Raw genomic sequence first — 21,097 nt, 5'->3', positions numbered from 1 at the left:
GGGCTCCACTCCGGGGAGGGCGGGGCCCTCCCCGGTCGGTTGGACGTCACTCGGGAGGGTTGCCGACGCGGGGAGGCTGCCCGACGGCCGGGGCGGGCCGGGTCGCCGGGACGGTCGTGCCGGAGATGCGCTTGCGATAGGCATCCAGCAACGGCCGGAGTTGCGGGGGGGGCGGTGACCCGCCGCCCTGGCGGTTGCCGCCGATGCCGTCGTCCGCGGCGGGGCGGTCGGTGCGGCCGACGCCGGGGCTCTGGAGGACCCCGGTCAGCGGATCGGGGATCGTCCGGTTGGGGTCGAAGGTGGTCTCGGACTCGGGGCCGACCTCGACCTCCCGGCCCTCGCGGACGGGGCCCTCCGGGGCGCCGGAGAAGCGCTCGACGAACTGGGACATCTCGTCCCGGGTCATCCCCGTCAACTCCTCAAGTTCCCGGGCCTGCGCGTCGTCTCGGAGGGCATCCCGGATGCCCCGGAGGCTGAGGTCTCGATCGGGCAGGGCGCCGGGGGCGGGCGACTCGGCAGAGGTCTCGGGGGGGCCCTCGGGGGGAGGGGTCGGCTCGGTCGTATCCTTCGAATCGGGCAATCGGGGGCCGAGATTGTTCTCGCCTCCGGTGGTGGGGCTGTTCGGTGCGCCGCCCTGGCCCGGGGCGTCCTGGCCCGGGTTGCCCTGGGGCTGTCCGGTGGCGCCGGGGGTCGATCCCCCCGGCTGCGAGCCTCGAGGCCCTTGCGGATCGCCCGCCGAACCGGTCGGGGACTGCCCCTCCGACCCACCCCGGCCCTGCTGGCCTTCGGAGGCACCGGTGGGAGACTCCTGGCCCGAACCGGCCTGGTCCCCCCGACCTTGCGAGCCCTGGCCCTCGCGACCCTCCCCATTTTGCTGTCCCTGGCCTTCGCCCGGCCGGCCGACTCCGGCCTGGGCTTCGCCCTGGCCGGCCTGATTGGGGCCCTGCTGCCCCTGACCCGTCGTGCCCGAACCTTCCTGGCCCTGGCTCGACGGCTCCCGGCCCTGGGCTTGCGAGCCCTCCCGGCCCTGCGGCTGGTCGGAGCCTTGACGCCCACCCGGCTGGTCCTGGCCGGGCTGGGAAGGATCCGAATCGCCCTGCTGAGGGCGCGCCCCCTGGCCTTGCGCGGCGGGGCCATCGGTCTGCTGTCTCTCACCTCCCTGAGCCTGCTGACCTTCCTGGAGGTCGGCCTCCGAGGCCCCTCGGGTCTGTTGGCGGGACTGATCCTGCGGGGCCTGGGCTCCTGGATTCTCGGGGGAAGGTTCGGGATTCGCCCCCTGTTCGGGAGGCTGCATGCCCTGCTCGGGAGGGCGGCCCTGACCCTGGGCCCCCTGGGATGTCTGGGACGGGTCGGCGTTGGGACGCGATCCCTCCCGGTCGGCCTGGCCCTCGGTGCCGGGATCGGGCGGCTCGGCGGGGCGGTCGCCCTGTTGGCCGTCGGCCCCGGCCTGCTGGCCGGGTTCGGGGCGTCCGGCCGGGTCGCCGGGGCGGGGTTGCTCGCCGGATCCGGGGCGAGGCTGCCCCTCGTCGCCGGGGGGACGCTCCTCGGTCCCCTCACCTTCGCCTTCGCCACCTTCGCCGGTTGGGGTCGCCTCGCCGGGCTTCGGGGTCGCCTCGCCGGGCTTCGGGGTGCCCTCGCCGGTGGCTTGCTCGCCGGGCCGCTCGGGGCCGTCCCGGGGCTGATCCGGCGACATCCCGTCCCCGGGTCGCCCGGGGCCATCCTCGGCCCGATCGGCCTGGTCCTGGTCGCCCGGGACGTCCGATTGATCGGCGGCGGCCTGGTCGCCCGGGCGGCGTTCGGCAGCCTGATCCGCTTGCCCGCCGGGCCTGGCCTGGTCGTCCGGCTTCTGGCCGGGTCGGGGCTCGCCCGCCCGACGTTCGCCGCCCGCGGCTCCCGGGCGGTCCTCCCCGGACGGACTTGTCTCGTCGGACGAGCCGGGTCGATCCCCCTGGGCGTCCTCGGGTGCTTCGCCGCCGGGGCGGGGCTGCCCCTGGGGGTTTGACTCGCCGGATGCGCCCTCGGGGCCTGGCTGGTCCCGGTCGGTCCCGGGATCGCCGGGCTTCATCCCCGGACGATCCGAGTCTCCCGAGGCCTGGCGATCACCCTCCTGTCCCTGAGCGTCCTGCCCCGGGCCGGGCTCGTCCGGCGAGCCCCGGCGCTCTCCGTCCGATTGGCCCGGGTTCGATTCCGAGGGCCTGGCCGGATCGGGACCGGGCCTGGTCTGCCCGGTCGCCCCGTCCCGGGACGGTCGATCGTCGGACGGCGGGCTCGGCGACTCCGTTCCAGAGTTGGGCGAATCTCCCGGAGGCCGGGAACCGTCGTGGGCGGCCTGGTCCTGACCCTCGCCTTCGCCAGTCCCCTGTCGAGGGGCGCCGGGCTGCTGATCGTCCGTGGAGTCCCCACCGGCCTCGGTCCGGCTGGTGCCGTCCCCGTCCTTGACGGGATCGCCCGCCTCGGTCGGTCGGTCGGTCGACTCGCCCTCACGGGTGCCCTGGCCTCCGGGTTGCTGGTCGGGCCGTCCGCCTCGGTCGGAGGACCCCTGCGGGCCGTCCTGCTGCGGCGACTGGGGATCCCCCGGCTTCGAGCCGGGCGGGGCTTGCTGGGGTCGCTCGCCCTCGCCGGGTTCGGCGCCCGGCTGGTCGGCGGATCGTCCACCGGTGGAGCCGTCGCGGCCCTGGGCATCCTGAGGCTTCGCCGGCTCCGGCTCCCGATCGGCTCGGGGATCGGCTCCTTCGCCCGGGGCGCCCTCGGCACCCTGGCCCTGGGGCCGATCGGATCGGGCCGGCTCGCCGCCCTCGGGTTCCTGCTGCCCGGACGGCTCCCGGTCCCCGCCGGGCTCCCGTCGACCGGGTGGATTTGAATCCGGCTCACCGGCCCGGTCGCCCGCCTGCGGGGCACCCTGATTCGGGTCGCCGGTCCCCCGATCGCCGGCCTGGGCGCCTTGCCTCGGGGCCTCGCCGTTCTCTCGGGGTTGTTGCTGGTCGTCGCCGCCCGACGGGGGACGGGGGCCGTCCCGGTCGCCGGCCCCGGAGGAGGCCCGATCACCCTGGGGATTCATCGGGCGCTCGGTGTCGGGGGAGGATTGCGCGGCGTTGCCGTCGGGCGGGGTACCCTGCGGCTCGCCGGGCTGTCCGTCGCGACCGGGGTCGCCGGACGAGGGCTCGCCGCCCTGGGGACGGTCCCCCTGGGGTCGACTGACGTCGTCCCTGGGGGCGCCGGAGCCGGATTGCTGCGGGCCCTCTCCTTGCCGGCCTTGCGGCGGCGGTCCGCCCTGCTGCCCGCCCTGGGGTCGTTGGGCCTGGGAGGTCTGTCCGCCTTGCGGAGTTCGACGGTCTTGACCCTGGCCTCCCGACGGCTGCCCTTCCCGGGGCTGATTCGGCTGAGACTGGCCGTCCTGCGGGGGCTGAGGGCGGTCGGGGGGGTTGTTGACCTGGTCGAACGCCCGCCGGATCCGGTCGAGCTTCTCTTGCTCCTCGGGGGAGGGAGGGCGGTCGACCGGCTGGGTCTCGTCCCGGCCCTGGGCCCCGCGGTTCCCGTCCTGGGGGGGTTGCTGTTGCGGCGCCTGGGGTGCGCCGGGGCCGTCTTCCTGGCCGCCTTGCTGGGGTGGCTGGGGTTGCGGCTCGGGGGCGGACCGGGGCGGGACCTCCTGCGGGGGGACGCGGTCCTGGGGCGGCGGGTTGCCGTCCTGGGGCCGGTCCTGCCGGATTTGTTCCTCGGGGCGATCGGCGGGGGGGGGCTCGTCGGGGGCCTCGGGCGGCTCGACGGGCTCGATGATGTCGATGCTCCGGCGGTCGGACTCGGCCGACTGGGGGGCGGGGAGTCGGTTGTCCCGGACCCCGGCCCAGTAGGTCAGGCGGTCTCCGGGGCGGAGGCCGAGGGCCTCGATGTCCAGCGGCTCGGTGTATTCGAGGGTCCGGGACGGCTCCATGCCCTCCGTCAGGTTGCGGTCGGGCAGGAGGTCCTTTCCGGCCCGCTGCAGGTGCAAGCGGGCGTCAGCGACGCCGAAGTCGTCCGAGGCGGCGAGGGCGATGCCGATCCGGGCTTTGCTCGGCACCTGGGCGTTCTCGGCCTCGGGGGCGAGGAAGCGGATCTCGGGCCGGCGGTCGGGGAGGGCCTCGATGTCATAGACGACCGGCTCGGGGTTGAGCTTCCCCTCAGTCGTCTCGAACTTGATCGTATAGGAGCCGTTCTCCTCGACCTTGAAGCGGCCGGTCAGCTCCTGGGGGTCGTCGGCGGAGACGACCAGCCGGGCGGTGCCCATGGCTTCGCCGAGGTCGAGATGGCCGCCGCGGGCGGGCTGATTGGTCCTGGCCCGGATCGTGACGATCGTGCCCTCCAGGGCCCGGACGTTGCCGCCCTCCACCCCTCCCCGGCGGGGGACGCCGGTGTACTCGGGGAAGTCGAGGTCCTGGAGTACCGAGACGACCCGAGGGGCCGGGAGGACCGTCAGCCGATAGTCCTTCGACCGGAAATCGTTCGCGGTGATGTAGTAGACGAGATCTTGCTGGAGGTCGCGGAGCGTGACCGACCAGGGGTCGTAGCGTCGATCGCCCTCGTCGAGGCTGGTGGAATCGAAGTACTCGCCGCCGTCGCTGCTGTAATGCAGGCGGATCTCGTCGGGGCGGATCCCCCGGGTGTCGACCTCGGCCGAGACGGTGACGCTGGAGCCGGAGACGACCCGGGACAGCTCGGCGTCGTCACCCGGCCTGATGTTGACCAGCCGAGTGTTGGTCGGCCGAGACACGTCGGCGAGGAAGGCCCGCTTCGCCGAGTCGAGCACGTTCTTGGGCGTCAGCACGACGTAGAGGCAGAACAGGACGACGATCGCCGCCAGGGCGTAGAACGAACGGGTCAGCTGCCGCTGGTCGACCGCCGACTCCACCTGCACCTCGGCCAGGTCCCGGACGGCCCTCGCCTCCAGGGTCCGCAGGATCGCCGGGGGCAGCTCGGCCTTCCTCTTGCGGAGGTCGATGTAGTTGAGCAGGCTGTTCTTGAAGCGGGGGTCGAACTCCTCGATCTTCAACGCCGCGTAGAAGCTGTTCACCGACGACAGCAGCGGCCGGATCACGAATCGGTAGGTCGCCAGTCCCCCGCCCGCCAGCCCGGCCAGCAGGGCGGCACCCCGGATCGCCCGGGGTAGGCCGATCCAGTGGTCGAGGACGATCTCCAGCAACAACAGGCCGAGCACGACCGAGGTCATCACCACCACCGCGGTCAGGACCTCCGTGGCCCGGATCCGGGACCGGGTGAGGAGGAGCTGGTGGTCGACGAATTGCTCGTAGTCGAGCATCCTGCCCTGCGGTCTCGGCTCGGTCCCTACGGCCATGTGCTGCCTCCCCTCTGCGAGCGACTCGTCGGCGTCCGGTCCGGCCCCCGACCATTATATACGGGCGGGGACGCCGCGACAGTTCGAATGCGACAATTGTCGGATGGGGCGGCGTCAGCCCCGGAACGGGATCCAGCGCCCCTCGGGCCCCCGGACCTCGTTCGGGGAGAATCGCCCCTTGTACGACAGCGAGCGGCAGCCCTCGACGAGATAGCCGAGGTAGACGTGCTCCCGCGCCTGGGCGGCGGCGCGTTCGATCATGCACAGGATGTTCCACGTGCCGGGGGATCGGTCCAGGGCGTCGTGGTCGTAGAAGAAGTAGATCGCCGAGGAGGCGCCGGGGAGCACGTCGGCGTATCCAACCCCGATCAGCCTGCCGTCGAGCCGGTACCGCCACTCTTCGGTCGGGATCGGGTTGTCGAGGAAGGAGTCGCGGAATTCGTCGGGGGCGTCGGGCTCGTGCTCCGGCCATCCCCGGCGTCGGGCCTGCTCCCGGTGGTAGCGGTCGTAGAGGTCGAGGACCTCGGGGTCGGGGAGCCCGGCCGCCCCCCGGATGGTCAGCCCGACGGCGTCGAGGTTCCGGGCCCGGAGGCGTTTCATGCTCCGGTCGGGGCGGAACGAGGGCACGACGACCCGCATCGGCAGGCAGGCGGAGCAGGCCCGGCACCTCGGGCGGAACAGGGTCCGGCCGAATCGCCTCCAGCCGTCCCGGAGCCGATCGAGGTATTCCTCGGGGTCCATCGAGAGGACCACTTCGTATTCCATCCGGGAGAGCTGCTCCCGGAGGTAGGCGCACGGCCGATGCGGGGCGATGAACCGGACGGACGATCTCATGTGCCTCAAGCCCGGTCCAGTCGTCGACCCCCGACCGATCTCCCCCGCTCGTCCTCGCCCCGGTCGCGGTCCGTCCCCCGAGGTTGCTGAGCGGCCCGGCCCACCTCATAATAGCGGCTCCCACCCCGGCCTCCCAGGGCCCGAGCCGACAATCCTACCCCGAGGGGCACCGAGCCGATGCGACTGGCCTTCAGCACCAACGCCTACATGCGCTTCCCCTTCGAGGAGGCGGCCTCCCGGATCGCCTCGATCGGCTACGAAGGTCTGGAGCTGATGGCCGACGTCCCCCACGCCTGGCCCGCCGGGCTGCTCGACGGCCCGAAGCGGGCGATCAGGGAGGCGATGGATCGCCACGGGCTCCGGTTCTCGAACGTCAATGCGTTCATGATGAACGCGATCGCCGACCGCCGCCAGCCCTACTGGTATCCCTCGTTCATCGAGCCCGACGAGGGCTATCGGAGCGTCCGGATCGACCATACCCGGCGTGCCCTCGACCTCTGCGCCGAGCTGGGCGCCCCCCACATCACGACCGAGCCGGGGGGGCCGATCGCCGAGGGGCAATCGAGGCAGGAGGCGATCGACCTGTTCGTCGAGGTGCTCAAGCCCCTGGCCGAGCACGCCGACCGGCAGGGTGTACTCCTGCTCATCGAGCCCGAGCCCGGCCTGCTGCTGGAGACAACCGACCAGTACCTGGAGGTCGCCGAGAGGGTCGGGGCGCCGTCGCTGGGCCTGAACTTCGACGTGGGACATGCCTATTGCATGGCGGAGGATCTGCCGACGCAGATCGCGAAACTCGCCCCCCTGACCCGGCACTATCACGTCGAGGACATCGCGGAGACCCGGGTCCACCACCACCTGGTCCCCGGCACCGGGGCGATCGACTTCCCCGGGGTCGTCGACGCCATCCGGCAGACCGGCTACGACGGCTGGGTCACGGTCGAGCTGTACCCCTTCGTCGACGACCCGGACGACGCCGCCCGGGGCGCCCTCGGGTTGCTCCGGCCGCTCGTCTCGGGCCCGTCGACCGCCGGTCGGCCCGCCCCATGAGGCGTTTGAAGCCCTACTTCCAGCTCGTCCGCCTCCCGAATGTCTTCACTGCCGCCGCCGACAGCCTGAGCGGCTGGCTCCTCGTCGGTGGCGCGTTGGTCGACGTGGGGGGCTGGCTGCCGCTCGTCCTCGCCTCGATGGCGATCTACGCGAGCGGCATCGCCCTGAACGACGTGTTCGACCTGGAGCTGGACCGCGTCGAGCGACCGGGCCGCCCGCTGCCGTCCGGCAGGGTGTCGAGGCGATTCGCGGTGGTCCTGGCGGTGGTGCTGCTGGCGTTCGGGCTGGCGTCGGCAAGCGTCGTCGGGACGAGGCCTGCGGTGGTGGCGTCGGCCCTGATCGCGGGCGTGGTCGCCTACGACGCGGGCATCCGGCGGACGGTCCTCGGCCCCGAGCTGATGGGGGCGTGCCGGGGCCTGAACGTGTTGCTCGGCATGAGCCTCGCACCGGGGCTCGGCGGGCCGACGGCCTGGGCCGTCGCCGGGGGGATGGCCGTGTTCATCGTGGGGGTGACCTGGATCAGCCGGTTCGAGACGGCAGTCGGCAGGCGAGCCGCCCCGGCGGCCGGGATGGCGTTGCAGGCGATCGGCCTCTCGGCCCTCGTCTGGGCGGCGTCCTCGGCGGCCATGCTCCCCCAGCCCGGGCCCGCACCGAGCCGCGCCGATCGTGTCTTCATGCTCGCGATCGGCCTGGCGATCCTTGCGATCGCCTCGGCGCGGATCCTCCGGGCGAGCGGGAGGGCGGTCGCGGACCCGAGGCCGCAGACGTTGCAACTCGCGGTCAAGACGGGCATCCTCTCCTTGATCTGGTTGCACGTCGGGGTGGTCGCCGGGTCCCGGGGGCCGGTCGAGGCGATCGCGGTGGCCCTGCTCTGGATCCCGTCGGCGCTGGCGGCAAGGTGGATCTACTCGACCTGACGATCCAAGCTCGTCTATGTATGATTTCCGCGAATCGGGCGTCCGGCCCGGGATTCGCAAGGCGACCACCCGGTCGGCCGGACCGCGTTCCCCCGTCATTCGAGACTCGACTCGACCCCGGCTCCCGACCCCAGGCCGGGGGCGGGGCAACGACCGGGTCGAACCGAGCCGGCCCGAGCCGCCGAGGTCCCGATGCCCGATCGCGTTGTCGTGCTGACGATTCCCCAGCTCCGGTGCCGGGATGTGACCCCGGGCGGGCTCGGTTCTCTGGAGCGGCGTTCCTCCCGGGGTTCGATGTCCGCGCTGATCCCCCCCTTCCCCGGGCTGGCCGCCTCGGCCTTCGCCACCCTGATGACCGGCCTGGAGCCCCGGGAGCACGGCCTGATCGGCAACACCTTCCTCGACCGCGTCGCTCGGAGGGTCGTCACCGTCCCCCTGCCCGACTCCGCCGTGCTGGCCCGGAAGCTCTGGCACATGGCCCGGGAGGCCCGGCCGGACGCCCGGACGATCCTCTGGTTCGCCCCCAACTCCCGAGGGGCCGAGGTGGAGCTGACCGCCCTGGTCGACTGCCCGTGGGACCTGAAGACGTCCCCGCACCCGCTCAGGGACCGGCTGACGGAGGCGCTCGGGCCCTTCCCCGGCGAGCGGGAATCGGCGGAGGCGACCCTCCCGTTCCAGCCCGCCACGTCGTGGATCCTGAGGAGCGCCGGCCGGGTCATCGCCGAGGAGCGCCCGGACCTGGCGATCGTCCGGGTCCCCTACCTCGGCCAGGTCGCCCGGCGGTACGGCCCCGACGGCAGGCACGCCGGCCAGGCCGTGTCCGCGCTGGATGCCCTGCTCGGGGAGTTCCTCGACGCGCTGCCCGAGGGGACCGCCGTCGTCGCCGCGACCGAGTCGATCGTGACCCCGGTGACCGAGGCGATCGCGCCGAACCGGGTCCTCCGTGAGCTGAGCCTCCTGGAGACGGTGCCCCTGCCCTCCGGGGGCCTCGGGGTGGATCTCTCCGAGTCGGCCGCGTTCGCCCTGGCCGACCACCAGCTCTGCCACGTCTACCTCAACGACCAGGCGGCGGCCGGCCTGGTGGCCTCGGTCTTCGCCGGGGAGCGGAGCGAGGGGATTGCCCTCGTGGTCGCGTCCGAGGACCGTCGACGCCTGCTCGGGCTCGACCACCCGAGGGCCGGGGACGTCGTCCTCGTCGCCTGCCCCGACGCCTGGTTCGCCCCGGACTGGTGGGCCTCGGGGTCGGAGCGTCCCGCGGTCGCCTCGGAGTCTGAGCTGCCGGTCGGCACGGGGGCGGGTGCGGCCCTCGACCCGGCCCATGTCCGTGGGTCGCTCGGTGCCCCGCCCCCGAACGACGCCTACATCGGCGTCCTGCTCTGCTCCGAGCCCGGCGTCCTCCCCGAGGGGGGGGAGGAGCCCGTGCCGGGCACCGAGGTCGTCCGCATCGTGCTCGACCTGCTGCGGCGCTGAGGCGGATCCGCATCCGTCGATTCCCGCAAGTCCCAGTCCCGAGCAGCATCCTCGGGAGGGCCCGGAGGGGAACATGTCGAGCGTGCTCCATCGGAGGATCGAGTTCGATCCGCTGGTCAGGTGGATGAACCGGCAGTTCCAGTCGCCCGGGAGGCTGACCTGGCTGATCGTGATCGCGGGGGCGATCGTGAGGCTCGTCGTCTACGCCCGGCATCGGGACTACTGGCTGGATGAGGGGTCGCTCGCCGGCAATATCATCGGCATTCCGCCGTTCGCGCCGCCCGAGACGCTCGCCGGCGCTCAACTCGCCCCCCCCGGATTCCTTGCGGTCGAGCGGTCGATCGCCTCGATCCTCGGGGGATCCCCCGATGCGCTCCGGCTGTTCCCGCTCGTGGTCGGGATCGCGGCGCTGGTCGGATTCCGGTCGGTGGCGATTCGGGCCCTGACCGGCCCGGCGGTGCCGATCGCCGTGGCGACCTTCGCACTCTCGGACGACCTGATCTATTACAGCGACGAGCTGAAGCCGTACATCGTCGACGCGGCGGTCGGCGTGGGGGCGATCGGGGTCGGCCTCGGAGTGATCGGCGATCGGCGACGCCCGTGGGGGCGCCCCGTCGCCGCGGCCTCGGGTGCGATCGCGCCCTGGTTCTCCTTCGCGTCCGGCTTCCTGCTGCCGGCGGTCTCGCTGGCCTGGCTCGCCTCGGCGATCCGGAGGAAGGATCGACGCGACCTGGCATGGGCCCTCGGCTCGGGAACCCTCTGGGCGTCGAGCGGCCTGGGAAGCCTGGCCGTTTCCCGGAGGATGCTCGGGAGGAGCGACGTGATGCTGGGGGCGTTCTGGGACTTCGCCTTTTTACCGATCCCGCCTCGCTCCCCCGAAGAGTGGGCCCAGTTGGCCAGGCACGCCCTGAACGTCTTCGCCGGGCCGGGCCGGGTCGCCCTGCCCTTCGGCCCGGCGGTATCGGCCTCGCTCAGTCTCTGCCTCGCCGTGGCCGGCGCCGTCCTGCTGGCGATGGGAGGCCGGAAGGCGTTTCTTGCGTTACTGCTCCTGCCTGGGGCCATGAACGTTGTCGCATCGGGTGCCCGGCTCTATCCGTTCCACGGCCGGCTGATCCTGTACCTGGCGCCGTCGCTGCTGCTGCTGATCGCCGTCGCCCTCGGGGCGATCTACGGCCGACTCCCATCACGATGGCTTCGGGTGGCCTTGCTCGTCGTCGTCCTGGTCGTCCCGGCCTTCGAGGCCTTGACCCACATGAGCGATCCCTACCTCCGGGCGTTCGATCCGCACGGCGACCTGAGGCCGGATCCGTTTTGAGCCGGCCTCGGGCGATCGGCCCATCCGGTCGTCCTCCCGGGGTTTCGTCGAGGCCCCGGGGGCTTGACATCCCGACCTCGAGCGATCGGCCCCCGGGTCAGACCGCAGACGGCTCCTCGGCCGATGCCCTGGGAGAGTAGGAGAACCTCGGGCACTGAGAGAAGAACGCCAGCGGGTTGTCGAAGACGACGGCCCTGATGGTCGCCTCGTCGTGGCCCCGGGCCCTCATCTCAAAAATAAACTCGGGGACGGCGAGCGGGTCGCTGTGACCCCAGTCACCGGCCGAGTTGACCATGATCCGCTCGGTCCCGTACGCCTCGACGAGGTCGGCGGCCCGGGCGGGGGTGCACTTGGTGGTGGGGTAGAGGGTCATGCCGACCCAGTGCCCGGCGTCGAGCGCGGGCCTGATCGTGTGCTCCTCGACGTGGTCGATGCAGACCCGCTCCGGGGCGATCTGGTCGCGGTACTCCCGGACCATGTCGAGGATCATCCGGGTCCCCTTGTACTTGTCGACCAGGTGGGGCGTGTGCACCAGGACCAGCTCGTCGAGCCTCGCGGCGACGTCGAGGTGTTCGAGGAAGACGATCGACTCGTTCGGCGTATTTTTGTTCAGGCCGATCTCGCCGATGCCGAGGACCTCCGGGTTGTCGATGAACTCGGGGATCAGGGCGATGACCGCCCGCGCGAGCGACACGTCCTCCGCCTCCTTGGCATTGATGCAGAGCCAGGCCCGGTGCTCGATGCCGTGCGCCAGCGAACGCCTCCGTTCGAAGGAGGTGAGCTGGCGGAAGTAGTCGCGGAACCCCTCCGGCCCCGACCGGTCGAACCCGGCCCAGAAGGCCGGCTCGCTGACCATCACGCACCCGGCCAGGGCCATCCGCTTGTAGTCGTCGGTGGTCCGGGAAACCATGTGGATATGCGGGTCGATGTAGTCCATGAAAAAATTATCTCCTTTGCGCTGAATGTCTTGCGTCGCGGTGCCGCACGGTTTTCGGTACGGTTTTCGGCGGCGGCCCCTAGAATTCGCCCGGAGGATGCGATCCAATTCCCATGCCCATCAGGATACAGCGATGGCACGCGGCAAGAAACCATCGGTCCGCTACTGGCTGTTGTTTCCGCGACTTCCTGTGTTTGAGCGGGTGATCGTCGGGGCGTAGACGAGAACCGGCCCATCCGGGACGATGGCGTTACCGTTCGCCAGGAATGGTGCTTGATGACGCGGAAGGTCCCTCCACCGAAGACGCTTACCCCCGATGATCGGCTGGGACACATTCCGTATGCGTTCCGGCACACGAGCGCGCCGCTCGGCTGGCATGGGCTTCGGGTCGAACACGACACACGGCAGCCCGCGAGCGACATCCTCCACCCGCCCCTCGAATGTCTATGGCTCGTCCTCACGGGCGAACCCTTTCCGGAGGGTACCGATCACCGTTGCGATGATGCCCGGCACAACGGGGACGGCTTGCCGCATGCGGTGAATCTCCTGCCGCCCGGCGTCGAGAGCCGGTGGCGGTGGCGTAATACGATCGAATCGACCCACTACCAGTTGTCCCCGGCCCTGGTCGCCAAGGTGGCTGAAGAGGCATTCGATCTCGACCCGGCCCGCGTTCATTTTCCAGTTCGCTACTACGACCGATCCAGCCCCGAGGTGATCGACACCCTCACCGCCCTTCGTCACGAGCTGCTCACCGGCGGGCCAGGCGGGCGGCTGTGTGCCGAGTCGCTGGCGAACGTGCTGATCGTCCAACTGATTCGACAGATGTCCAACAGGCAGGGTTCGAACGGGGTCATCCGCGGGTCGGGCGGCCGACTGGCGCGACATTCGTTGCGGGCGGTCGAGGAGTACATCCACGCCCACCTCGACCAAAACGTCGCCCTGGCCGACCTTGCCGATGTCGCCCACCTGAGCGAATTCCACTTCGCCCGTCTGTTCAAGCAGACGACCGGCCTGTCGCCGCATCAGTTCGTCATCCACCAGCGCGTCGAGCGCGCCAAGCGACTCATCGCCGCGGGGCGGCTCCCGCTTGCCCAGATCGCCATCGACGTCGGCTTCAGCGATCAAAGCCAACTCAACCGGCACTTCAAACGGCTCGTCGGCGTCACCCCCAAGCGATTCGCCTGAAGACAGCAAGAACCGCCCAAAAGTCAGCAAGAACCGCCGATACCCTCCTGATCCCGTCATCTATCCTGTTATGCAGTCATCGCGGTGCCGCGGTGCAGAACCAGGAACACGACTCTTCAGGAAAAAGCGATGGCGGCAGGCAACAAATGGATGATCGACCCTGATGATGCGGTGATGCTGCTCATCGACCACCAGAGCGGGTTGTTCCAACTGGTCCGGGACATCGACCAGCCCACCCTCCGAGCGAACGCCATCGCCCTCGCCAAGGTGGCCCGGTTCTGCAAGATTCCGACCATCACCACGGCCTCGGTCCCCGACGGCCCGAACGGCCCGCTCATTCCCGAAATCCACCAGCAAAACCCGGAGGCCGTCTACATCCCGCGGACGGGCCAAGTCAACGCCTGGGACAACCCACCCTGGGTCGAGGCCATCGAGAAGACCGGCCGCCAGACGCTGCTCATCGCCGGCACGCTCACCAGCGTCTGCATGGCGTTCCCGGCGTTGAGTGCGGTGGCCGCCGGATACAAGGTGTTCTGCATCGTGGACGCGTCGGGCAACTGGTCGAAGATGGCGACGGACCTGACCATCGCCCGCATCACCCAGGCCGGGGCCATGCCGATCGACACGTTCGCCGTCCTGGGCGAGCTGATGAAGACGTGGAACCGGCCCGACGCGATGGACTTCGCGGCGGTCATGGTGGGCCTAGTCCCGCCCTACGGGGCGCTGATGGAGAGCTACGACAAGGCCCAGAGCGTGCAACGCGACGGGCACGAAACCAAGCTGGACAAGTTCGAAGCCGGCCGGGCGAAGAAGTGATCCGCGCTCGCTGAGGTAGCGAAGCCGCCGAACCAGGCGCTGCACCTGACCGGGGCCGCATGTTCGCTTCTTGGAGTTCAAGGTCGCTGAGCGGTCCCGGTTGCTCAGCTGGATCGCTCAACGATTTGTAGAAATGATGATTGCCATGAAAGCGGTCGTACTTAAATCATTTGGCGGTCCGGAATCGTTCGAACTTTGTGACGTACCCAAGCCCGTGCCGCTCGCGGGCCAAGTCCTGGTCCGGGTACATGCAACCTCCATCAATCCGTTGGATTACCAGGTCCGACGTGGCGATTATCCCGACTTGGTGCAACTGCCGGCCATTACCGGACACGACGTATCTGGCGTTGTCGAAGAAGTCGGTCCGGGTGTGACGACCTTCTCTCCGGGAGACGAAGTCTGGTACACACCGCAAATATTTGACGGGTCAGGAAGTTATGCCGAGTTCCACGTTGCTGCCGAAAACATAATCGGAAAGAAGCCTGCCTCGTTGAGCCATCTTGAGGCGGCAAGTCTGACCTTGGTTGGCGGGACGGCGTGGGAAGCACTGATCGTACGTGCGGCGCTGAGAGTGGGGGAAAGCATTCTGGTACACGGCGGCGCGGGAGGAGTCGGTCATGTGGCGATCCAGCTCGCAAAAGCCACGGGAGCGAGGGTGTTTACGACCGTGCGCGAAGCAAACTTTGAGTTCGCACGAAGTTTGGGGGCCGATGTGATCATCGACTACGAAAAGGAGGATTATGTCGACGCCATTATGCGGAAAACGGGTAGCCGCGGAGTCGATGTCGTGTTCGACACCATCGGCGGCAACACATTGTCGCGCAGCCCCGACACGCTCGCGCAACTTGGCCGCGTTGTCACGATCGTGGACATTGCACAGCCACAAAACGTCATCCAGGCCTGGGGCAAGAACGCGAGTTATCACTTCGTTTTCACAAGGCAGAACCGGGGCAAGCTTGATGAGTTGAGTGCATTGATAGAGCGCGGTCAGCTGCAGCCACACGTTGGCGCCGTCTATTCGCTTGCCGATATTCCGCTCGCCCATGCCCGGCTGGAGAGTCCCAATAACGGTGTTCAAGGAAAGATCGCAATTGCAGTCGACCCTCGGCTTAATTCGTGAATGCGTACTTGTAATTTTTAACCATTGAACTCATTTTGAACTGTAATTTCCGCGACTTCCCGCATTTGAGCGGGTGATCGTCGGCGCCCGGCTTCAGGATTCTCACCTGGAGGGTCAATCCCCTTAAGCGGACATGATGTGATCTGGGGCCATCCGCTCAGGCGCCACATCCATGCGGGTACGATTGGGCGCATAGTTCGCTCTGGGTGCGAGGAACCCGAGCCGGTAATCGGCCCGCCGGGAATTCCACTTCGACCTTCCCCGAGGCGGTGAATCTCCCGTCACGGATGACCCGAAAAAAGCGGCAAATAGGCCGCACGGATAAATGCACGGTAATCGCACGGGATCCGGAAAAACCGTGGAAAAATTGCCCGTTCCGCCCGGTGTGTCACATTTGTGGGACAGGTATAAGCTCTTTTGTTTGTGGCATTTGCGCCGATCGGCCTTCCTGAAATTTGTGCGGGTCGATGTAGTCCATGGCACACCTGGGGTCCGGATCGCGGGGCGGGTCGATGACGACTTTATCTTAACCCCACGCCGCCGGACGTTCACGGCGATTCATCGGCCGCGTCATCGCTTGAAGAGCAGCAGCAGCATCACCGTGGGCGAGTTCGCCCGGATCGCGTGCCTCAGGCCGGCGGGCATGTGGACGAACGTCCCGGATCTGGCCTCCATCGTCTCGTCCCCCAGGGTCAGCGACGCCTCTCCGGAGACGAACTGCAAGGCGGCAGGCATGGTGGCGGTATGCTCGGAGAGTTCCTGACCGGCACCGAACCCGAAGAGGACCACCTTGGCCTGGTCGTCTTGATGGATGGTCCGGCTCAAGATCCCGTCCGCCGGGGGGACCGCCTCCTGGGCGAGGTCGGCGATGAACGTGAATGGATGGCTCATCGAACGGGACTCCCGTCGCGCCAGGCCGAGACCCGGCTCGCGATCGCCTGCAGGTCCACCAGCTCAGCCCGGCCTTCGGACCGGGCCACGAGGTCGCAAATCAGCTCGATCGTACGGAAGCCCGGGTCCTCGACCAGCAGGCAGGACGGGTGCCCGAGGAAGTCGAACGAGGCGCCGTGGTCGATCGCCCACGAGACGGATCGCCGGATCGATTCGAGGAAGGCGTCGAGCGGCCACCGCGCCGTGCGGAAGGCCCCGACGTCGCTGATTGGGCTCATGGGGACCTCGATCAGCCCGGAAGCGTATGCGAAGGGTTGCGCCTCGGCCTGGGAGGCGACGATGCCGTCGAGGATGTCGTCTCCCGGGGGGGTGCCGGGCTCGGTCGTCGGGTGGGACGGATACTTGCTGCTGACCCATCGGTATCCCTGGTCGATCAGCATGCGCTGGATGTCCGGCCGTTCGGCGATCCCGCCGTGGAAGCCGCCCGGGGTCCGGAAGCCGGCCACCTCGATGCCGAGCCGGGCCCGGAGCGCGCGTTCGGCGATGCGGACGTTCTCGGAGATGACCTGCTCGGTCGATTTCCCCTCGATCAACCAGGGGGCACGCCGGAACCGGAACTGGACCGATTCGGGGTCGCTCGCGAGGACGTTGACGTGATCGTACGTGTGATTGCCGATCGGGTGGCCTGCCCCGGCGATCTCCTCGATCCAGCCGATGTCCTCCTGCTCCATCGTGCGACCGAGGGCGAAGAAGTGGATCCGGCCCCCGCGGTCGGCGACCCGGCGGGCGGCCTCGACGGCGTATCGCTTGGTGTCGTCGTCGAGATTCCCCTTCTCGTAGTCCCAGTGGGACTGGCCCCGGGTCGGGTACTGGCGGCTCATCTCCAGGTCGAGCGTGATCGCGATGGTGGCCTTCACCGGGTCGCGACTCGGGGTCGACCCCCGGGCGGGGACGGCCGCGACCACTCCCGCCGAGGCCGCCCCGGCGAGGAATCCGCGACGGCCGATAGGGCGGTCGATCATGGGGTGTCGCTCCCTCCCGGGTGGGCCCGCGGCGGATCGCCCGCGGTCGGGTCGCCCCCCGCTCGGATCCAGGAGACTTGCGTGATGAAGAGGTCGAGCGCCGCGAAGGAGACGGCGGCGTTGGTGGCCAGGCTGGGCCTGGGATTGGCGGGGAAGGTGGCGATGGTGGCGTCGCCGACGAGGAAGACGTCGAAATCGCGCCGGAGGTTCTCGTAGCCCGCGGTCGTCGAGCAGACGCACATGTCGGTGTTATAACCCGTCAGCAGGACGTGCCGGATCCCCTCCGCCTTCAGGAAGTCACGGAGCGCCTCGTAGCCCTCGCCGTCGTAGGCGACGACGTCCTCGGGCTCGACCGAGATCGGCGCCATGACCGGGATGGGCAGTTCCCAGAATCCCGGAGGGTCGTACGTCGGCCCGGCGTCGAGGCCCGGGAACCGGCCGAGGTAGTCGATGGTCGGCGTCTCGGTCGACACGGGGAACCCGGTCGGCATCGCCTCGCCGCGGTAGGAGAACGAACGGAGGGCCGCGGCCAGCTCCTCCCGGCCTTCCCCCCGCTCCTCGGCGGTCGGTGACCGCCGGATGGAGCGATAGAGTTTGGCCCGGATCGGGTCCTCGGTGCCCGGCAGGCTGTAGACGACCAGTCCGACCCGGTCCCGCATCCCCCGGAGGAACGGATCGACGACCTCCCTGGCGTGATCGAGTACGACCTCGTTCTTCACCGGGGTGCACTGGAAGGCGGCGCCGGCGGGCTCGGGCGTGGCCCAGCCCTGGCCGTCGTCGATCCCCCACGGATGCACGACGACGATCGCCGTGCGATCCCCCCTCAGGCGGTTGGGGACCTCGACGATCCCCCGGGCGTTGTACGAGAACCTCCAGGCCCGGACCTCCAGATCCGCCCCCGGGTCGTCCACCAGGATCGGCGCCTCGAATCGGGCGGTTTCCTCGATCGGGGCGACGAATTCGGGATGGTCGGCGAGGATCGGCGCCGGGTCGTCGATCGGCCTGAGGCGATTCTCGTAGGGCCGGGATCCTTCCGAAGGCCCATCCGGCGGCCCGGCTCCGGGCAATACCGACGAGAGGAGGGCGAGGGCCATCACGGGCGTTCGGGGCGGGCCGGGTCGCATGGCTCGTCTCCGGTTCGAGGGCGGGGATCTGGGTCAGTCCGCGGCGGCGGGTCCGTCACCCTGGAGATAGGTGAACAGATCTCGGAGATCCCGCGGAGAGAGGGCGCGGTACAGGTCGTCGGGCATGAGCGAGGTCGTCGCGTCGGCCACCTGCTCGACCTGGTCCATCGGGACGGTCGAGCGGTCGCCCTCGGGGCCGACCAGGGTGAGGGTGGTGGGCGACTGCTCGGCGATCAGGCCGGTGAGGACGCGGCCGTCCCGGGTGGCCACGTCCGAGGGGAGGTATTCTTTGCGGATCACTCCGGACGGGTCGACGAGGCTGACGAGCAGGAACTCGCGGTCGGCTCGGTTCGCGTGGGTCAGTTCGGGGCCGACCGGCTCCCCCTCGCCGAAGAGGCGGTGGCAGGACGCGCAATGCTCCCGGAACGTAAGCCTGCCCCGGGCGGGGTCGCCCGGCGCGGCCCGGAGGTCGTTGTTCAGGCGGCGGACCTCGGCCAGTCGCTCCTCGGGGGTCGAGGCGGCGACGGCCCCCCAGTGCCTCCGGACCAGGGCGTCGAGCCCCGGGACGCCGAGCGTCGCCACCCGGGCCACCTGGTCCGTGGTCAATTCCTCGGCCTCGAGTCGCCCCCGATCGACCAACTCCAGCAGGGCCCGGGCCCCTGCCGGGCGGGAGAGCAGCAGGTCGACGGCCCTCGCCCTCCATCCTTCCGTCTGGTCGGTATAGGCCTCGAGGATCGCATCGGGGATCGCCCCGTCGTCGAAACGCCCGAGCGCGGGCAGCGCGGCCAGCCGGATCTCGGTCGACGGGTCGTCGGTGGCGATCCGGATCAGGGGACCGGCGGTCTCCGGCTCGGCCCGCTCCGCGAGCAGGTCGATCAGGGCGAGGCGATCTCCCGAGGGCCGGGAACGATCCGAGGCCCCATCGACCGCCCTCCCGAAGGCGGCCCGATCGCCGGAGCGGGCCGAGAGCCTGGTCAGGACCACGAGGTCGGGGCCCGCCCGGGCCATCCCGGCGATCCGGGCGGCAAGCGGGGGGGCGATCGGGGCGGGTCGGCCGCTCGTCGCCTCGTCCAGATCCGCCAGGAGCGCGCGGCGCGATGCCCCGCCCGGGGCCGCGTCGATCAGCCGGAGGCACGCGGCGTCTCCCTCGACCGAGCCGTTGCCCGCGAATCGGCGGAGGAGGCGGCCCGCGATCTCGTCGCGGAAGAGCGCCGAATCCCAGGACTCGGGCGTCGCCAGGGCTTTGAGTGTCGCCGACGGGATCTCGGTCGCGCACCGCTCGACGGCCCACCAGAGCCGGAGCGGGAGGTATGGATCGGCCCCGTCGACGTCCCGTCGCAGGATCGCCCTGGCGATCCCGAGCCCGAGGGGGGACGGGTGACGGGTCGCCACGCCGACCAGGCTCGACCGCACCTCGACGCTCGGGTCGATGTTCGCGAGAGCGAGGAGCCGATCGGCCAGTGCCCGATCGACCTGCACGCCGTCCCCGATCAGCCGGGAGGCCCAGGCGCGGACGTCGGCGTCCGGGTGGTCGAGCAGCGAGCGGGCGGTCGGGTCGTCGAGGCCGCCGACCCCGTGCAGCGCCCAGACGCCGAGCAACGCCCGGCCGCCCCGACCGTCGACCGCCCGGGACCGGAGGCCCGGCAGGATCGACTCGTCCCGACGCTCCTTCAGGACCCGCAAGGCCCGACGGGCGTACCAGGAATTCGGGTGGTCCAGGAGGTCGACGAGTTCGGGACTCCGGAGCGTCTGCAGATCGAACCCCTCCCCGGTCGGCCGTGGTCCCGGGCCGTCCAGGGCGAAGATGCGACCGTTGGTGCGGTCCCATTCGGCGTCGGGGTCGGGGTGGGCCGTGCGGCGGTCGTGCCAGTCGGCGACGTACACCGAGCCGTCGGCGCCGAGGGTCATGTCCGAGGGGGCGAACCAGGAATCGTTGGCCCGGAGCAGGTCGCCGACCTGTCGGGCCTGATAGGACGTGCCGAGGCGGGAGACCTCGTGCCGGTGGGCCGAATGGTCGAGCAGGTCGGCCGCGAGGAACTGGCCCCGGAACCCCCCCGGGAAGGCGTCGGCCAGGTAGAACAGGCCGCCGACGGCGACATGCCCGCCGACGATCCCCTCGTGCGGGACATGGTCGAAGTACCCGAACGTATAGGGATTGTGGAGCGGGCCGTGCTTGCCGAACGACTTCCAGTGATAGCTCCCGGGGACCATGTGGAGCATCACGTTTCCGCCCACGTTGGTGCTGGCGAACAGCTCCCCCCGGCGGTCGAAGTCGAGGCCCCACATGTTGCCGCCGCCCTCGGCGAAGAGCTCGAAGCGGTCGGTCGGCCGGTGATATCTCCAGACGCCCTGCTGGAACTCGACCCCCCAGATCCGGGCGGTCACGGTGCTGCCTTGCAGGCCGTAGAGCCAGCCGTCGGGGCCCCAGGTCAACGAGTTCGCGACCGAATGCGCGTCCTCCAGGCCGAAGCCGGTGAGCAGGACCTCGGGGTCGGCGTCGGGCACGTCGTCGTGGTCGAGGTCGGGATAGAAGAGCAGGTACGGCGCGTTCAGGACGTAGACGCCCCCGTCGCCGAAGGCGAAGCCGCTGGCCAGGTTCAGGCCCGACGCGAAGTCGCGGGAGGTGTCCATCCGGCCGTCGCCGTCGGCATCCTCCAGGATCGAGAGGCGATCGGCCCCCACCGGCCCGCGCGGCGGGGGCTCGGGGATGCGGTCGTAGACCGTCCTCGAATAGCGGTCGACCTCCACGCGATCCAGACCCGCCGGGTTCGGGTACTGGACGTACTGGAGGACCCAGAGGCGGCCGCGGTCGTCGAAGTCGATCGCCACCGGCTGGCGGATCAGCGGCTCCGACGCGACGAGCCGGTCCGACAGCCCATCCGCAACCGTCATCCTGTCGACGGCCTCGCCGGGCGGGTACCCCTGGCCCCTTGATGCCGAGCCCAGGCCGCAGAGGACGACCGCGACGAAAACGGGGAGCATCCGCCGGGCGGCCATCAGCATCAATCGAGGCTCCTCGGAGGAAACGGGGCGACCGGGACCGCGATCGTATCCCGGATCGCGGCGCCGGGCCATCGCCGGTCCCGCCCGGTT

General features: G+C 70.2%; 14 protein-coding genes. 7 read left to right on the top strand and 7 right to left on the bottom strand.

Going from position 1 to position 21,097, the window contains the following annotated elements; translation table 11 throughout:
* Window positions 1-46: 46 nt before the first annotated feature.
* Entirely contained in the window at window positions 47-5,326 is a 5,280-nt protein-coding gene (locus ElP_RS08090) for a DUF4175 family protein (RefSeq protein WP_145268189.1), read from the bottom strand.
* Window positions 5,327-5,440: 114 nt separating this feature from the next.
* Window positions 5,441-6,160, bottom strand: a complete 720-nt coding sequence (locus ElP_RS08085) for a GNAT family N-acetyltransferase (protein WP_145268187.1) — start codon at window positions 6,158-6,160, stop codon at window positions 5,441-5,443.
* A gap of 177 nt (window positions 6,161-6,337) precedes the next feature.
* Here ElP_RS08085 and ElP_RS08080 point away from each other — a divergent pair, with 177 nt between their 5' ends.
* The 4 genes from ElP_RS08080 to ElP_RS08065 all read left to right on the top strand — a co-directional run bounded on the left by ElP_RS08080 (window position 6,338) and on the right by ElP_RS08065 (window position 10,909).
* Entirely contained in the window at window positions 6,338-7,207 is an 870-nt protein-coding gene (locus ElP_RS08080) for a sugar phosphate isomerase/epimerase family protein (protein WP_145268185.1), read from the top strand.
* A complete protein-coding gene (locus ElP_RS08075) occupies window positions 7,204-8,124 on the top strand; it encodes a UbiA family prenyltransferase (protein WP_145268183.1) in 921 nt (306 codons plus the stop codon). The genes ElP_RS08080 and ElP_RS08075 overlap by 4 nt, the downstream gene beginning before the upstream one ends.
* Window positions 8,125-8,316: 192 nt before the next feature.
* Window positions 8,317-9,594, top strand: coding sequence for an alkaline phosphatase family protein (locus ElP_RS08070; RefSeq protein ID WP_145268181.1), 1,278 nt, complete (start codon window positions 8,317-8,319; stop codon window positions 9,592-9,594).
* A 73-nt stretch (window positions 9,595-9,667) separates the two neighbouring features.
* Window positions 9,668-10,909 (top strand): hypothetical protein, encoded by a 1,242-nt coding sequence (locus ElP_RS08065; protein ID WP_145268179.1) that lies wholly within the window; start codon window positions 9,668-9,670, stop codon window positions 10,907-10,909.
* Between the two features lie 97 nt (window positions 10,910-11,006).
* Here ElP_RS08065 and ElP_RS08060 read toward each other — a convergent pair whose 3' ends face one another.
* Window positions 11,007-11,846: a TatD family hydrolase gene (locus tag ElP_RS08060; RefSeq protein ID WP_145268177.1), complete on the bottom strand. Its 840-nt coding sequence runs from the start codon at window positions 11,844-11,846 to the stop codon at window positions 11,007-11,009.
* Window positions 11,847-12,122: 276 nt separating this feature from the next.
* Between ElP_RS08060 and ElP_RS08055 the strand changes: the two genes are divergently transcribed.
* The 3 genes from ElP_RS08055 (at window position 12,123) to ElP_RS08045 (ending at window position 14,967) form a co-directional block, all read left to right on the top strand.
* Window positions 12,123-13,031: a helix-turn-helix domain-containing protein gene (locus ElP_RS08055; protein ID WP_145268175.1), complete on the top strand. Its 909-nt coding sequence runs from the start codon at window positions 12,123-12,125 to the stop codon at window positions 13,029-13,031.
* A 129-nt stretch (window positions 13,032-13,160) separates the two neighbouring features.
* On the top strand, window positions 13,161-13,847 hold the full coding sequence (locus ElP_RS08050) for an isochorismatase family protein (protein ID WP_145268173.1): 687 nt from the start codon (window positions 13,161-13,163) through the stop codon (window positions 13,845-13,847).
* A 145-nt stretch (window positions 13,848-13,992) separates the two neighbouring features.
* The gene (locus ElP_RS08045; RefSeq protein WP_145278298.1) at window positions 13,993-14,967 is read left to right on the top strand and encodes a zinc-dependent alcohol dehydrogenase family protein; all 975 of its coding nucleotides are present in this window, start codon (window positions 13,993-13,995) and stop codon (window positions 14,965-14,967) included.
* Window positions 14,968-15,537: 570 nt separating this feature from the next.
* On the opposite strand, the gene ElP_RS08040 is transcribed toward ElP_RS08045, so the two are convergent.
* The 4 genes from ElP_RS08040 to ElP_RS08025 form a co-directional block, all read right to left on the bottom strand.
* On the bottom strand, window positions 15,538-15,858 hold the full coding sequence (locus ElP_RS08040) for a cupin domain-containing protein (RefSeq protein WP_145268171.1): 321 nt from the start codon (window positions 15,856-15,858) through the stop codon (window positions 15,538-15,540).
* The gene (locus ElP_RS08035) at window positions 15,855-16,880 is read right to left on the bottom strand and encodes a polysaccharide deacetylase family protein (protein WP_145268169.1); all 1,026 of its coding nucleotides are present in this window, start codon (window positions 16,878-16,880) and stop codon (window positions 15,855-15,857) included. The genes ElP_RS08040 and ElP_RS08035 overlap by 4 nt, the downstream gene beginning before the upstream one ends.
* Window positions 16,877-17,974, bottom strand: coding sequence for an isochorismatase family protein (locus tag ElP_RS08030; RefSeq protein ID WP_145268166.1), 1,098 nt, complete (start codon window positions 17,972-17,974; stop codon window positions 16,877-16,879). The genes ElP_RS08035 and ElP_RS08030 overlap by 4 nt, the downstream gene beginning before the upstream one ends.
* 63 nt (window positions 17,975-18,037) lie before the next feature.
* On the bottom strand, window positions 18,038-21,007 hold the full coding sequence (locus ElP_RS08025) for a PVC-type heme-binding CxxCH protein (protein ID WP_197446808.1): 2,970 nt from the start codon (window positions 21,005-21,007) through the stop codon (window positions 18,038-18,040).
* Between the last annotated feature and the right edge of the window lie 90 nt (window positions 21,008-21,097).

This window comes from Tautonia plasticadhaerens, assembly GCF_007752535.1.
Classification (GTDB): domain Bacteria; phylum Planctomycetota; class Planctomycetia; order Isosphaerales; family Isosphaeraceae; genus Tautonia; species Tautonia plasticadhaerens.
Note: the sequence above shows the minus strand (reverse complement) of the source record. Positions and strands in the feature narration are given on the sequence as shown.

Bases quoted from the DNA above. Each gene is read 5' to 3' on its own strand.
- ElP_RS08090 (WP_145268189.1), bottom strand. From the start codon at position 5,326: ATGGCCGTAGGGACCGAGCCGAGACCGCAGGGCAGGATGCTCGACTAC.
- ElP_RS08085 (WP_145268187.1), bottom strand. From the start codon at position 6,160: ATGAGATCGTCCGTCCGGTTCATCGCCCCGCATCGGCCGTGCGCCTAC.
- ElP_RS08080 (WP_145268185.1), top strand. From the start codon at position 6,338: ATGCGACTGGCCTTCAGCACCAACGCCTACATGCGCTTCCCCTTCGAG.
- ElP_RS08075 (WP_145268183.1), top strand. From the start codon at position 7,204: ATGAGGCGTTTGAAGCCCTACTTCCAGCTCGTCCGCCTCCCGAATGTC.
- ElP_RS08070 (WP_145268181.1), top strand. From the start codon at position 8,317: ATGCCCGATCGCGTTGTCGTGCTGACGATTCCCCAGCTCCGGTGCCGG.
- ElP_RS08065 (WP_145268179.1), top strand. From the start codon at position 9,668: ATGTCGAGCGTGCTCCATCGGAGGATCGAGTTCGATCCGCTGGTCAGG.
- ElP_RS08060 (WP_145268177.1), bottom strand. From the start codon at position 11,846: ATGGACTACATCGACCCGCATATCCACATGGTTTCCCGGACCACCGAC.
- ElP_RS08055 (WP_145268175.1), top strand. From the start codon at position 12,123: ATGACGCGGAAGGTCCCTCCACCGAAGACGCTTACCCCCGATGATCGG.
- ElP_RS08050 (WP_145268173.1), top strand. From the start codon at position 13,161: ATGGCGGCAGGCAACAAATGGATGATCGACCCTGATGATGCGGTGATG.
- ElP_RS08045 (WP_145278298.1), top strand. From the start codon at position 13,993: ATGAAAGCGGTCGTACTTAAATCATTTGGCGGTCCGGAATCGTTCGAA.
- ElP_RS08040 (WP_145268171.1), bottom strand. From the start codon at position 15,858: ATGAGCCATCCATTCACGTTCATCGCCGACCTCGCCCAGGAGGCGGTC.
- ElP_RS08035 (WP_145268169.1), bottom strand. From the start codon at position 16,880: ATGATCGACCGCCCTATCGGCCGTCGCGGATTCCTCGCCGGGGCGGCC.
- ElP_RS08030 (WP_145268166.1), bottom strand. From the start codon at position 17,974: ATGGCCCTCGCCCTCCTCTCGTCGGTATTGCCCGGAGCCGGGCCGCCG.
- ElP_RS08025 (WP_197446808.1), bottom strand. From the start codon at position 21,007: ATGCTGATGGCCGCCCGGCGGATGCTCCCCGTTTTCGTCGCGGTCGTC.